General features: G+C 44.6%; 14 protein-coding genes. 7 read left to right on the top strand and 7 right to left on the bottom strand.

Annotation, left to right across the window (positions count from 1 at the left end; all coding sequences use genetic code 11):
* Positions 1-22: 22 nt before the first annotated feature.
* Positions 23-478 carry a hypothetical protein gene (locus tag TW84_RS19555; RefSeq protein ID WP_045977307.1) on the bottom strand — a complete coding sequence of 152 codons (456 nt, stop codon included), beginning with the start codon at positions 476-478 and terminating at the stop codon, positions 23-25.
* Between the two features lie 244 nt (positions 479-722).
* Between TW84_RS19555 and TW84_RS19550 the strand changes: the two genes are divergently transcribed.
* A complete protein-coding gene (locus TW84_RS19550; protein WP_045977306.1) occupies positions 723-1,445 on the top strand; it encodes a carbonic anhydrase in 723 nt (240 codons plus the stop codon).
* 154 nt (positions 1,446-1,599) lie between these two features.
* On the opposite strand, the gene TW84_RS19545 is transcribed toward TW84_RS19550, so the two are convergent.
* A complete protein-coding gene (locus TW84_RS19545) occupies positions 1,600-2,046 on the bottom strand; it encodes a hypothetical protein (RefSeq protein WP_045977328.1) in 447 nt (148 codons plus the stop codon).
* 580 nt (positions 2,047-2,626) lie between these two features.
* On the opposite strand from TW84_RS19545, the gene TW84_RS19540 reads away from it, so the two are divergent.
* From TW84_RS19540 to TW84_RS24205, 6 genes are all read left to right on the top strand, one after another.
* A complete protein-coding gene (locus TW84_RS19540; protein WP_045977305.1) occupies positions 2,627-3,835 on the top strand; it encodes a NupC/NupG family nucleoside CNT transporter in 1,209 nt (402 codons plus the stop codon).
* 89 nt (positions 3,836-3,924) lie between these two features.
* Complete coding sequence (locus tag TW84_RS19535) at positions 3,925-4,380, top strand: DUF3429 domain-containing protein (RefSeq protein ID WP_045977304.1); 456 nt, start codon at positions 3,925-3,927, stop codon at positions 4,378-4,380.
* Between the two features lie 87 nt (positions 4,381-4,467).
* The gene (pepT, locus tag TW84_RS19530) at positions 4,468-5,697 is read left to right on the top strand and encodes a peptidase T (protein WP_045977303.1); all 1,230 of its coding nucleotides are present in this window, start codon (positions 4,468-4,470) and stop codon (positions 5,695-5,697) included.
* Positions 5,698-5,775: 78 nt separating this feature from the next.
* Complete coding sequence (locus TW84_RS19525; RefSeq protein ID WP_045977302.1) at positions 5,776-6,243, top strand: DM13 domain-containing protein; 468 nt, start codon at positions 5,776-5,778, stop codon at positions 6,241-6,243.
* A gap of 140 nt (positions 6,244-6,383) precedes the next feature.
* Positions 6,384-7,241, top strand: coding sequence for a mechanosensitive ion channel family protein (locus TW84_RS19520; protein WP_045977301.1), 858 nt, complete (start codon positions 6,384-6,386; stop codon positions 7,239-7,241).
* 90 nt (positions 7,242-7,331) lie between these two features.
* Positions 7,332-7,520, top strand: a complete 189-nt coding sequence (locus TW84_RS24205) for a DUF1289 domain-containing protein (protein WP_084720270.1) — start codon at positions 7,332-7,334, stop codon at positions 7,518-7,520.
* A 33-nt stretch (positions 7,521-7,553) separates the two neighbouring features.
* Here TW84_RS24205 and arsB read toward each other — a convergent pair whose 3' ends face one another.
* From arsB to TW84_RS19495, 5 genes are all read right to left on the bottom strand, one after another.
* Positions 7,554-8,627: an ACR3 family arsenite efflux transporter gene (arsB, locus tag TW84_RS19515; RefSeq protein WP_045977300.1), complete on the bottom strand. Its 1,074-nt coding sequence runs from the start codon at positions 8,625-8,627 to the stop codon at positions 7,554-7,556.
* An 87-nt stretch (positions 8,628-8,714) separates the two neighbouring features.
* Positions 8,715-9,056 carry an ArsR/SmtB family transcription factor gene (locus TW84_RS19510; RefSeq protein WP_045977299.1) on the bottom strand — a complete coding sequence of 114 codons (342 nt, stop codon included), beginning with the start codon at positions 9,054-9,056 and terminating at the stop codon, positions 8,715-8,717.
* 223 nt (positions 9,057-9,279) lie between these two features.
* Positions 9,280-9,981 (bottom strand): response regulator, encoded by a 702-nt coding sequence (locus TW84_RS19505; protein WP_045977298.1) that lies wholly within the window; start codon positions 9,979-9,981, stop codon positions 9,280-9,282.
* A gap of 231 nt (positions 9,982-10,212) precedes the next feature.
* Positions 10,213-10,920 (bottom strand): response regulator, encoded by a 708-nt coding sequence (locus TW84_RS19500; RefSeq protein ID WP_045977297.1) that lies wholly within the window; start codon positions 10,918-10,920, stop codon positions 10,213-10,215.
* Positions 10,913-14,224 (bottom strand): ATP-binding protein, encoded by a 3,312-nt coding sequence (locus TW84_RS19495; protein ID WP_045977296.1) that lies wholly within the window; start codon positions 14,222-14,224, stop codon positions 10,913-10,915. Before TW84_RS19495 ends, TW84_RS19500 begins: the two co-directional genes overlap by 8 nt.
* Positions 14,225-14,380: the final 156 nt, after the last annotated feature.

Genomic DNA, 14,380 nt, shown 5'->3' with positions numbered 1-14,380 from the left:
ACAGATTTCTAACACTGGGAATCTAGTAATTCTCACAGTTTTGAAGTATTGCCTTGGAGCTATAAAGATCTACCTCCACCCCGCCAGCCTTAGACCATGAGTACATATTTCTGGTTTCGTCGAAAAAACCAAACCATTCAATTACGTAATCTCTTTCATTTAATTTGTCAATTCTAAACATAGGCATTGTCTTACTTATATTATCCCAGTTAATATTTACGCCAGCAATGCCTATACTGTCAGTATCTTCGAAAAAAAAATTGCTCCCGCCACGGTCCCCGTCAACCCTTTTGGCTATCACGTATATTTGGTTAGTGTTAACCTCAACTCTAACTAGTGATTCTCCAATATAGGTAACAGAAAAAAAATTAACATTTGCGGCGTTATCTATATCACAAGTCGCACTTAATTTTATTTCCTTAACGGAAGTGTGAGCTGTAAAAGAAAAAAACATCAATAATAGAAAAAACTTATTCATAATAAAAACCTATCGATATCACCAATTTTAATTTTTAAATCACTGATTCCAAGCTGCTCTTCTTTTAAGAATTTATCAAACAATTGCATTACTTCTAGTGAAATTGACAAAAAAGTAACTTTCACTTTTTTGTATCCGGTTCCAAAATTCGCAGGTAATCAAAGTTTTCCTACTACTCATGGATTTGGTCATCGACTTATGATAGTGGCCGATCTTCCGTTGGTGACGATAATAAGGAAATAACATGAAAAACACATTGATTGCCGCAAGTTTGATGATTGCGATGGCGGGAACGGCTCAGGCCGCTGAATGGGGTTACAAAGGGGATAAAGGACCTGAACATTGGGGAGACGTTGCCAAAGAGTGTGCCACTGGCAAAAACCAAAGCCCGATTGATATCAAGGATGTGGTTGATGCGGAGCTGATGCCACTCAACATTGAGTATCAGGGTATGGTGACTGGGCTGACGAATAACGGGCATACACTCCAAGCGGTTGTTGAGGGGAATAACGCCGTAACAGTAGATGGAGTTGAGTTTAATCTGGCGCAGTTCCATTTCCATACTCCTTCAGAAAACCACATTCGTGGTCAACACTTTCCCTTGGAAGCGCATTTTGTTAATGCGGATAAAGATGGCAACCTAGCGGTTGTTGCTGTGATGTATAACGCAGCACCGGGGGAAAATAACCAGATCACACAGTTGACGGCGACCATGCCTGAACCCGGTCAAACCGTGAGGTTACAAACGCCGTTTGCAGTAAAAGATATGTTGCCCGCAACGGGGGAGTACTACCGCTTTAATGGCTCTCTGACGACGCCACCTTGTTCTGAAGGCGTACGCTGGTTTGTGCTTAAATCTGCGCAAACTTTAACCACAGAACAGGCAAAACAAATGCAGATGGTGATGGGTAACAACAACCGCCCAATTCAGAAACAGAATGCTCGTGTCGTTCTCACTAACGATTAAATAATCAGGCCGGGTCAGCCCGGCCTTTTTAGTGGTTGTGGAATAACACTGATTGGCCTCAGTTTGGCTTTTGCTTCCCTTTCACACTCAGTATCCTAGTGGCGATTCTCGCAATGTTGTGAGGTTGGGTTATCGCAGTTCTACCGAGTTCGAATTAGCGACTTTGGTTATTGGCCGCGTATTGACGCAGTAAGTCGGTTAAAGTTGTGACCCACTCTAATGCGTTGGTTGGGGCTTGTTTAAGCAGCACTTCCACATGCTGACAATGGACTTCAAGTGGTATTGCCTGTTCAAGGTGAAACGAAACCGAATAAAAATGCCAAAGCAATAAGCGTTGCATGCGTAGCGTGTTTTGCTGTTGATTGTCTGATTCGCTGAAAAGGGCTGGCAGTTCACTAAGAGCGATCGCACTCATCCTCAACATGGCATCAAACTGTGCCTCTTGCAGTTTGTCTTCGGATTCCGTCTCATCGGCATCGAACGTAAACAACTCAGTCATCGATTCTTCTGGGATCAGGCGGTGGATCATTCGCAGACTGAGTTCTTCGAGCTCTTCTCTTGGGGTAGCTTGCAGGGATGAGAGGGTGTAATCGCGTTGCATGGTGATCTCTGGCATCGGTTAAAGAGGCGCTTATTCTATACTGCTAGTGGTATAAATCTAGTTCAAAATAACAGAGTACTTGTTGTGCGCTGCGACGCCAGACCTTTTTGTCCTGCCGATAAACAAAATAGCCCCACCAAAGGTGGGGCAGTGTATTGTTGTGTTTGCGTTGTTAGCTGCTGACGTTGTTAGAGAATCTGTTTTTGTCACTAGTACGTTAGTTGACACTTTTATAAACCTAGATGGCAAATAATAAGTTGCCAAACTTTTTCAGTCATTGAATGGGGTGATAGGTCCAAAAGTGTGATCTTTGTTCATGGTTTTATAGCAAGTAAGTGCATATTTTGTGTTTTTCTACTCCGATTTCATCTGCTCAATTGGGTTCGTTGCCGATTAAGCTGTTTATTGAGTGAACATTTGAACGTTTGCGTTAAAATATGTGATGAATATCTCACTGCGTGCGTTATACTCTCCGCCCGGTTAAGAGTACTGCTCTGCCAATACAAGCCGTCACATGGAATGGTGAATGACCCCACGGACCGGACCAGCTATTTACCAATGCTTGTAGAGGTTATCTTTAATGAATGTCCTATTCGGATTAATCGGTGTTGCGGCACTGTTATTATGTGCTGTGTTGCTGTCAGAGAGTCGTAAAGCGATCAACTGGAAAACAGTCTCTCGCGCCTTGTTACTTCAAGTCGGTTTTGCCGCTTTGGTCTTGTACTTCCCTTGGGGACAAACCGCACTCACCAGTTTAAGTAATGGTGTTTCTAGCCTGTTAGGTTTTGCTGATGAAGGTATCGGATTCTTGTTTGGTGATTTAGCCAATACTGGGTTTATCTTTGCGGTTCGTGTTCTGCCTATCATCATTTTCTTTAGTGCACTAATTTCGGCACTTTATTACCTTGGCATTATGCAAAAGGTGATTGAGTTTATCGGTGGTGGTATCCAAAAGTTCCTCGGGACGAGTAAAGCCGAGTCTCTGGTTGCTACCGGTAATATCTTCCTATCTCAAGGTGAGTCTCCACTTCTTGTTCGACCTTTCCTTTCGCGCATGACTCGCTCTGAATTGTTTGCTGTGATGGCGGGGGGCATGGCCTCTGTGGCTGGCAGTGTACTGGGGGGTTATGCTGGATTAGGCGTTGAGCTCAAGTACTTAATTGCCGCAAGCTTTATGGCTGCGCCGGGCAGTTTGATGATGGCTAAGATCATTGTTCCTGAGCGTGAAACGCCAATTGATCAATCAGATATTGCAATGGACAAAGCGCAAGACAGTAATGTGATTGATGCTTTAGCAAGTGGTGCAATGAACGGCATGAAGGTTGCCGTTGCTGTCGGTACCATGTTGATTGCATTCGTCAGCGTGATTGCCATGGTCAACACGGGTCTTGAAAGTTTGGGCGACGTGGCGGGCTTTAGCGGATTGACGCTGCAAACGCTGTTCGGCTACCTGTTCTCTCCTTTGGCATGGGTGATTGGTGTGCCGGCCAATGAAATGCTGATGGCGGGCTCTTACATTGGCCAGAAAATTGTTATGAATGAGTTTGTGGCTTTCATCGATTTTGTCGAGCACAAAGCCCTGCTTTCTGAACATACCCAAGTGATCGTCACATTTGCACTGTGTGGCTTTGCAAACATAGGTTCGATTGCTATTCAGCTTGGCTCTATCGGTGTGATTGCGCCAGAGCGCCGCTCAGAAGTGGCTAATCTTGGTATCAAAGCTGTGCTTGCTGGTACGTTGGCGAATCTTATGAGTGCTTGTTTGGCGGGTATTTTCATCCTGCTTTAATGCTGCCTTAAGTCGATAATTAAAAGCCCGAATAGCAAACTATTCGGGCTTTTTCGTCGTAATAAACAAAAATACTTAAGGATGCGTTTATGAGCAATGGAAGATCGTCAATGTCAATCATGTTTAAGCTGGGTTATTTGGGGCTAGTGCCTTTCGCGCTGAGCCTCATCTGTATTGTCACAGGTGCGAGGCTCTTCGGGCTTACAGGCGAAGAAATGTTTATTTCGTACAGTGTGGTGATCTTGAGTTTTTTGTCGGGAGTACTGTGGGGCAATGGCATCGATCACTCGGTAGATAAAATCAGCCGTAATGCACTTTTACTCAGTAACTTGTTTGCTGTGATGACATGGGGTGTCTTGCTACTGTCACGCCAGAACGTCGCTTTAGCGCTTGTCTTGTTGGGCTTTGGTTATTTTCTGGTTTGGTTTTCAGAGCGAGCAGTAAGAATAGCGGAAAAAGAGCGCAAACCCGTAGGATATAAGATCCTCAGAGCAAGGCTGACCACCAGTGTCATCGTTATGCACTGTATTGCTCTCATCGCTTAAAAACTGATTTACAGCAAAACCTCTTTGTTGATAAGGCGTAGGATGAACGCCAGCATGCTAACAATCATAATACAAAGAGATACCGCTATGAATGAACTGGTTCAACGTTTTCTGCGCTACGTGACCTTTAACACGCAGTCCAACCCTTCCAACCCCGCCTGCCCAAGTAGTGAAGGGCAGGTCACTTTGGCCCAATTCCTCCAACAAGAACTGTTGGAACTTGGTTTGAGTGATGTGTTACTTGATGATAACGGCTATTTGATGGCGAAGCTGCCCAGCAATGTTGACTACGATGTGCCAGCCATTGGCTTTGTCGCTCATATGGACACCGCGCCTGATGCGTCAGGAAAAAATGTCAAACCTCAGATTGTTGAAGATTATCAGGGTGGCGATATCGCCTTGGGTAAAGGTGATGAAGTGCTGTCGCCAATTCAATACCCTGAGCTGCGTAGGCTATTGGGGCACAACCTGATTACCTCTGATGGCACCACACTTCTCGGTGCGGACAACAAAGCCGGTATTGCAGAAATTATTTCCGCTGTTGCTGAGTTGAAAGCGAATCCAGACATTCCCCACGGCGATATCTGCATCGGTTTTACACCAGATGAAGAAATTGGTCGTGGTGCGGACCGGTTTGATGTGGAGAAGTTTGGAGCACAATGGGCCTATACCATTGATGGAGGTCCGGTGGGTGAACTGGAGTACGAAAACTTTAATGCAGCCAGTGCTGATGTGATTTGCTACGGAGTCAACGTCCACCCAGGAAGCGCAAAAAATAAAATGGTGAATGCCATGAACATTGCCGCCCAGTTCCAATTGATGATGCCCGCTGATGAAACCCCTGAATCGACCGAAGGATATCAAGGCTTCTATCATTTGAAGTCCGCAGAAATGGCAGTGGCACGCTGTGAGCTAGGTTATATCATTCGTGATTTTGAGCGTGACGGGCTAGAGCAACGCAAAGCCTTGATGCAGAGTAAAGTGAAGGAGCTTAACTCGACATTAAGCAAAGGACGTGTAGAGCTGAAATTATCAGACAGCTATTTCAACATGAAACAAATGGTCGAGCCTCATCCGCATATTATTGAACTCGCCAAGCAAGCGATGATTGCTTGCGATGTCGAGCCTAAAATTAAGCCCATTCGTGGTGGCACCGATGGTGCTAGGTTGTCCTTTATGGGTTTACCTTGTCCGAATATCTTCACAGGAGGCTATAATTTTCATGGTATTCATGAATTTATTAGCATTGAAGGTATGGAGCAGGCTGTACAGGTTATTGTGAGCTTGTGTGAGAAAACAGCACTTCACTACAGATAAAATTTCGATATGTCCCTGTTATCTCATTGATTATCGTGTACATTGACTATGTATGCTTGATAAACAGAGGTTTCGGGGATGAAAAGGATTTTTTTACTGTTTACACACCTTATATGTGGGGCAATCGGTTTTGCTGTCGGTATTTATGCCTTACCCATTCTTATCCAGCCAGATTCTCCCTCAATGAGCTCAGTGGAGGCTGTGACCAACAAGGCGGTTTATACTGCAACCTTCCAGCGCGACCGAAAAGACAGTGATTTTCTTCATTGGGGAGAGGGCTCAGTTTCTATTAGTCATGACCAAATTGCTTTTGTCGGTGAGCTTGCCCCTGGTCCGGACTATAAACTTTACCTATCACCTCAGTTTATTGAAACTGAAGCCAACTTCAACCAGAAAAAGCATACCATGGTGAGAGTGGGAGAGGTGAAGACGTTTGATCGTTTTGCCCTTAGCTTGCCAAAAGACGTTGATGTGGCCCAATACAATACCGTGATTGTTTGGTGTGAAACCTTTGGTGAGTTTATTACGTCTGCACGTTTCAAATAGCTTGTCAACGCTACCCAGTCTGCATTAATAGAAATGTAAACTAGATTATTATCAATAATTATGGGAAGTTAATCTCATTCAAAACGGAATTTTTATAGGGGCTTTGGCCCCTTTCTCTATAATAACAATAGGAGCTGAGAATGGAGAAAGTACAAGCCGTAATCGATTTTCTTCTGACTCAAAAATTTATTTTTACCGCGCTTATTATCCTTCTGATAGCGATAATACGCCGTATTGTTTTATCCAAAATTCGTGGTGACGTTGCGTTTGTGTCTGAAGAACAGCGTAACTGGATGTCGCGCACTAAGAATGGTGCATTCGCCATTACCGTTGTGCTGCTTTTCATGCTGTGGAAATCGGAAGTTAATGAATTTGCGCTGTCGGTTACGGCGATTGCCGTTGCTATCGTTGTGGCATCGAAAGAGATCATTCTTTGTTTTACAGGCTCTATCCAGAGAGCGAGCTCACGGTCATTTCGCATTGGCGACTGGATTGAGGTTGGCAAGATTTGTGGCGAGGTGATTGAGCACAATATGATGGCCACTGTGATTCAAGAAATAGATCTTCATCATGGTCAGTACCACTACACAGGGAAAACGGCGACATTACCAAACAGTATGTTTTTCACCTACCCAGTGAAAAACCTCAATTTTATGAAGCGCTACGTCTATCATAACTTTTCTATTATCGTTGGCGAGTTTGTCAACTTATTCCCTTTGGTTCCATTAATGATCGAAAAGATTGAGGGGCATTGCCACTATTTTAGTGATGTTGCCACTCGATACAACACAATGATCGAAAAGCATGCGGGGGTCGATTTGCCCGGTGCGGAACCTCATATCCATATTTCCAGTAGCTCGACAGGCGAGCAGGTCGTGCATTTTATGATTTTCTGCCCAACTGATAAAGCGACGCACTTGGAACAGGAAATCAGGAAAGATTTTATGGAGCTGTACGAACAACACTTCCAGTGTGATAAAGAAGCAAAAGAGAGCTGAGGCTCTCTTTTTTGTTGCCATAATAAGCAAATCTGTATTCCATTCGACAGCGGGATCTTCAAGCACTAGCTTTAAAGTAACAAGGTGAAGATGAAAACAGAAACCATGGATGAACAGGTGCCAATTCCTTGTGTAAGAAATTGCTGTCTCGATGATGATGATATCTGTGTTGGGTGTTTTCGTACGCTCGATGAGATATTGCAGTGGCGTTCCTGCACGGATGAGGAAAAGCAGGCCATATTGATACGCTGTGAGCAACGTAAAAAGGAAAGGGGATAATAGTACCCGCCATGTCTGGCGGGCGAGAAGTAGCTAGGCGTGTCGTGCGCTTAGTTTGTATTTCTGTTTCATTCGTAGAGCGATATTAACTAAAAGAATCAGCACAGGCACTTCAATTAATGGGCCAATCACACCAGCAAAAGCTTGGTCTGAATTAAGACCAAATACCGCGATCGATACCGCAATCGCCAACTCAAAGTTGTTGCCTGTCGCGGTGAAGGCAATCGAGGCATTTTTATCATATTCGATGCCCATTTTCTTACCAATAATGAAGCTAACAAAGAACATCACAACAAAATAGATGGCCAGTGGAATAGCGACACGCACCACATCCATTGGTAGCTCTAGAATCATCTCCCCTTTTAAGCTGAACATCAGCACAATCGTCGCGAGCAGGGCTATCAAGGTGATAGGCGAGATACGAGGAATAAACTCTTGGTTGTACCATTGTTCGCCTTTAGCCGCGACTAACCACTTACGGCTTAAAAAACCGGCTAGAAATGGAATGCCAAGGTAAATCATTACGCTTTGTGCAATATCCAGCATGGAAATATCCACTTCGAAACCCTGATAGCCAAATACCGGCGGAAGCACAGAGATAAACAGCCAAGCCATGAAGCTATAGGTCACGATCTGGAAAGCGCTGTTCAGTGCAACCAGAGCGGCACCATATTCTTTGTTACCACCACCAATATCATTCCAGACTAAAACCATGGCAATACAACGCGCTAAACCAATCAAAATGATGCCAACCATATAGCCTGGGTGATCAGCCAGAAATGTCAGTGCCAGAATGAACATCAGTACAGGGCCAACAACCCAGTTCATCACCAATGACAGCGCAATGGCCTTTTTATCCTGACGTACTTTGCCCAAGAGACTGTAATTTACTTTTGCTAAGGGTGGATACATCATCAGTATCAAGCCGATGGCTAGGGGAACATTAGTACTGCCAACAGACATGGCTTGATTCCATTCTGCAACCTGAGGCAATAGAGCTCCTATGGTGACTCCAACGGCCATGGCAACAAAGATCCACACGGTAAGGTAGCGGTCGAGGAAGCTCATGTTGTTTGCGGCATTATTTACTGCAGTTTCAGTTTTCATTGTGTGTCTCTCTTTCGTTTATCGTCGAAAGGCGATTGATGAAGGTGTAAAAATCTGGGTAGTAGCGTGACATACTCAGATGTCAGTTCAGTTAAAGATGGTATTAAATGCGTGGCTAAATTCGGAAATGGCTTCCCGGTTAACCTTGTAACAAACCTTAGGTGGGTTGGGTTCCGCGATGATGAACTCAGCCTGCTTTAGAATACGCAAGTGCTCAGACACTGTTGATTGAGCGAGACCTAACTGGGACACCAAATCACTGTTGAGACAACCGCCAAGGTTATCCAATGTCACCAAAATCTTAAGGATCCTGACTCGGGCTGGGTGTGAAAGTGCTTTTGCCTTCAACGCAAAGGCCGTTTCTACTGCGATTTCAGCGTCTGTCGTCGAGAATGCTTGCTGGTTTGCAAGGTTGCATTGGTTTACCATGAGGTGTCTATTAATAGTTAATCGTCGAATTGCGATTAACTATACGCTTGCCATGTTCAACCCGCAACCCAAAAGTGTTGTGAAGAGAAAAATAAAGCGAGTTAATCGGAATAACCGTTGTGAGGGGGGAGCCTTATCGGCTGGCGCAAGCAAAACAAGCGTTACGTAGCTTGCTTAAAGCGAACAGCGGCAAGAGCTGGCATAATAATCGAAGCCTGAGCTATCAGGCTTCTTGTGCTTGGTCTTCTTCTAGGTGAACTCGGATTGGATGGTCGTCAATGATTGACTGGAGCTCTCTTAGCCTCTTTACTAAACGGTTGTCGAGAAGCGTTCCGGCTTTTAACAAGCAGCCGCCATTGTTGGCGAAAATATCACCGACCAGAGTCATACCCGCTTGTAGATCATATAAACTCTGTACCGTGGTAAATTTGCCGACTTCTGACACAGGCCCGTCAGGTGTGTCTGATTGGTTGTTACTGTTGAGTTCAGTGTCGATATCACTGTATAAATGTTGCTGGTATAATTCGGTGTGGCCAGTGATGGCTTGTTCTATCTGCTCTCGCGCATCTTTTACAGTGATAGGCTTGGGGAGAAACGCGTCAATCTCAAAGCGCATACAGGTGGAGATAGTCTCTGTATCTGACAGGGCTGTCACCGCAATAATACTGGTTTCCTGTGTCGCTTTGGTTTGCCCCATGCGCACGGACTTAATCAGCTCTAAACCGTTAATGTGCGGCATATTGATGTCTGTAATGATCAGGTCAATATGGTTATGTTCGATTTTTTCTATGGCACTGCGACCGTCCGGTGCACTCAGAATGTTTTCGTAACCACTTTTGAACAACATGCCGATCAATGCCTTGCGGGATAAGTTGTTGTCCTCTACAACCAGAATCGTAAATTTGCTGAGTTCAAATGTTGACATAAATTGCTCCTTCACAACGAGGTTAAGTTGACAATCGTGCTGCTTAACACAAGGGTAGCAAATATCGAACCAACTATTGGATTTGGCGGGTTTCTCAATAATTGTTGTTAATAATCAATATCATACATTGTTTTTTTGCCTAGTTACCTTGGTTGCGGCGTTGTCATCTTGTTCTCAAGATTAGGAATATTTGTCCGTTCTCATTTTGATTCTCAATTTTAGAAAACCATATCATACCGCTATTTGCGTCTTGTCTTCTCGTACAACAATGCTATTTGTATCAATGATCTTACTCAGCTCACATAAGCGCAAAATGAGTTTTTTGTTGAGTTTGGTGCCTGCGCGGAGTAGGCAGCCTCCAGAGACCGCGTTGATATCGTAGACCAGTGTCATGCCTTCTTTGATCTCCGAAAGTTGCGTTAGTTCACGCACGCAACTATTGATCGAACGAATACGTTTTGTCATCTGCTGCGTATTGTCCTGAGGTGACAAATTGATACGGGTATCAACATCCTGATAGAAGTGCTGTTGGTACAAACGTTTTGGCTCAGTGATCGCGCTCTGGATTTTTTCTTTTGCCGATTTGATGCTAATGGGCTTCACAAGAAAAGCATCCACTTCCAATGTCATACAAGCCGAAATCGTCGCTGTATCTGAAAGTGTCGTCACGGCGATGATCCGTGTGTCACAGGCGACTTGGGCTTGATTGGTTCTAATCGCTTTGAGCAGCTCGAGTCCATTGAGATTAGGCATGTTGATGTCAGTGATGATCAAATCAATCTTATTTTCAGCACACTTGGTCATGGCTTCCTTGCCATCTTTGGCACATAGCAAATTTTCGTAGCCTCCTCTCACTAGCATTCCGACCAGTGCTTGGCGAGAAAACTTGTGATCTTCAACGACGAGCACCGTAAAGTCGGTCGGGTCATAGTTACTCATAAATCACTTCCGTATCTTCGATAATTGAATGTTCAATCAGGTAACTCTCTATGCCGCTCAGCTCGGTTTTAGCCATTTGTAACGTACTAGATAGCTCCCGCCAGTTTTGTAGATGTGCTGTATTCTGTAGAATCTCAAATTTATCTGCGAGTTTATTGGCCCCGGCAGAGCGAGCGGCTCCTTTTGCAGCATGGGCAATTTGTTGAAGTTCTGCATGACTCTGTTTGACTAATGCGTGCTCAATGTTGCCAATGTCTTCGTTGACAGATTCCCAATATCCAGCAAGTAAAGGAGCTACAATCGACCATTCTCTTGTGCCCAAAATCTGTTCTAGAGTCGACATGCAGATCGGTTCTTGTCGAGAGTTGACGCTCGGTACTTCAACGTCGTTGGGCTCTAACATTGCTTCTGTTGCTGCCTTCTCTTTTATGGGAATAGGAGAGAGCTGCATCCACTTTTCAATCGATTGATCAAGAGTTTTGAGTTCGACTGGCTTGGTTAAATAATCATCCATCCCTGAAGCGAAACACTGTTCAGAGGCTTCAACCATTGCATTGGCGGTAATGGCTACGATCGGCGTATGTCCCATATTTGGCGACTGCCGCTCTATGCTTCGGATTTGACTTGCCAGTTCATACCCATCCATTACTGGCATGTGACAATCGGTTAAAATCAAATCAAATCGACCATGTTTCCATTTATGAAGCGCTTCTTGTCCATGGACCGCCAATTCACATTGATAACCCAAGTGATGTAACTGCCGCTGAATGACGTCACGGTTGGTGGGTTGATCATCGACCACGAGGATGAGTCCATTTTTGTTTTGACGAATGTGTTGTTCAGATTCGTTTACGATAGACTTGATGTTTTTTTCATCACTAATCAGTTCTCTCATGACGCCTATGGCTGTGGTTAGTTCACTTGGCTTGAAAGGGTTACAAGGCATTACGTAGTAGTTGTGTTTCGCGAGGCCAGGCTTAACACTCGGGTCGCGAGAGAGAAAGATAAATTTTTGCTCTTCAAGCAGTGCTGACTCAAGCAGCGAGAGCGGTTTTTCCTCATAATAGTGATACAAGTCAGGCCCAACAATAATCAAGTCAATGGTTGCACCGGCTTTGTTGGCGTAATCCAGTACTGCAATCGCCCTTTGCATATTGGCGACACAGTTGGTTTTGCAGCGGAAGTTAGCAAGGTTGATGTCGCAGAAAGTGGCAATGTTTTGGTCATTGGTGACAAACAGAATCCTAGAGCCGTTCACGTAGTTTGGTGTCAGGTCTTGCGGGGCTTCTTCCACTTCAATAAAAGGAAGTTCAATCGAGAAGCGGCTGCCCACACCAAATCGACTGTCAACTTGAATATCTCCTCCCATCATTTCGAGAAGTGAGCGAGTAATCGAGAGACCTAAACCTGTCCCGCCATAGAGTCTTGTGGTACTGGTATCAGCTTGGCTGAAGGCTTTGAACAGCTTATCAATTTGTTCTTCCGTCATACCAATGCCATTGTCTTCAATCATGATCTCGACATAAGGTGCGATGTCGTGTTGGTTCAGTGTGGCAGAGACCCATATTTTACCTTTCATCTCATCGGTGCTGTCCGTAAATTTGACGGCGTTGCCAACGAGGTTAAGGAGCACTTGGCTTAGCCTGACACTGTCACTCATTATCACTTTAGGTAGACTGGCATCGTAAGTTAAATAGAGTTCAATACCTTTATTGTTGGCTTGCAGGCAGAGCACATCCAAGGTTCTTTCTATTAGCTTTTGTAGTTCGACTGGGACACTTTCCAGCGACATTTGACCGGCTTCAATTTTTGAAAAGTCTAAGATGTCGTTGATAATGTGCAGAAGGGTTAACGCCGAGTCTTTGATAGTGGTGACCATGCTTCTCTGCTCACCATTGAGCTCTGATTCACTAAGCAGGCTTAACATGCCGACGACGCCATTCATTGGTGTGCGTATCTCATGACTCATGTTGGCCAAGAACATGGATTTGGCTTCACTGGCCGCTAAGGCGATCTCACTTTCATGCCTCAAGTTTGCCTGCGCCGTCTTTTCTTTGGTTACGTCAATGTTGACACCGCCCATGCCAATAGGCGTTGTGCCGTCTTGGTCAAAGAGAACGTCTGCTGCCGCTTTTATCCAACGTATGCCCTGATCAGGCAGTTGTATCCTGAATTCAGCGTTGAACTGAGTGAGGTTTTCTCGCGCTTTGTTAAGGGATTCCTCAGCAGTAAATATATCCTCGTCCAACACTCTTTCTTGCCACATGGCGTAGTTATTGTCGCAGTTATTTGGGTCGACCCCATAAATCTGATACATACGTTCATCCCAAGAGAGCTCGTTGGTTTTGAAATCCCAACTCCAGATACCGATCCCACCGGCTTGAGTCGCTAGGTTCAGGCTTCTTACCACCTCTTCCAGTTCGCTTTGGCTTCTTCTTAACTCATTCTGAGCGATTCGCTCTTGGCTGATGTCGCGCAAGGTCAAGACAATGTAATTTTTTGCCTTCATTGTGATGTATTTAACATAGCCAAGCATGCTTAACACATCGTTGGTCCGGCTGACTTTAATCACTTCGTCCAGTGCGACTTCTTGATACATTTCGACGCTTGAGAGTTTTTCCTCAATCTTGCTCTCGGTAAACTCGTATAGGAGTGATGTCAGCTTCAACCCAAGTAAGTCAGCTTTGCTGTGCTCAAAAAGTGTCCGTGCCGAGTCATTCACGTCGAGTACTTTCAGCTCATCATCGAGAAGCAGCATATTGTCGACCGCTTGCTCAAACATTACCCCCATTTGCAATTCTTGCTCATTGAGCCGCTGGTTCTGGTTAGAGACTAACTGTTGGAGCTTTTGGTTGGATGCCTTTAGTTCCTGGCGAACCTGCCTCATTTGGTTGATGTCGGCCTGAGTGAGGATCAGGTAATGGTTGCCTCCTCCTTGTTTCTTCATCGGTTCTAAATTGACGCGTAGCCAGCCTTTTTGTGCCTCTTGATGTATACAAAGTTCACTGGTGTGAGAAGTGGCCTCATGAACGGCACTATGGAGTTCAGCAATATGATCATCATTAAGATAGTGTGAGAAGAATTCAATGATGTTACGGCCGATCACTTGATTTGAAAGAAGACCGTAGTACTTGAGAAAGGCCGGATTAGCATAAAAAATCGCATTTGATCCAGATTGACCATCGAAGATCACCATACCGTCAGACAATAAGTCTAAGACGCTGGTTTTGATGCTGTCGTCTTGATGAGGTTCGGTTTTCTTTGACTGTTTGTCAGAAAGTAGTGATGCAAATGGGTTTTTCATAGGCGCCAACCTTGATGTTTTTCGTGCTACGGCCTCTCCATTATTGTCTGGAGATGTTTATTATGAAATCACATACATAATAATAGAACTAACTGGCGCTTTTGGTAGGGTTATAGATAAAAACACCCTGTTGGGAAGGCGTTTTCATTGGCAAAC

It is taken from the genome of Vibrio neptunius (genome assembly GCF_000967495.1).
GTDB lineage: Bacteria > Pseudomonadota > Gammaproteobacteria > Enterobacterales > Vibrionaceae > Vibrio > Vibrio neptunius.
This window is presented reverse-complemented; position numbering and strand designations above follow the sequence as displayed.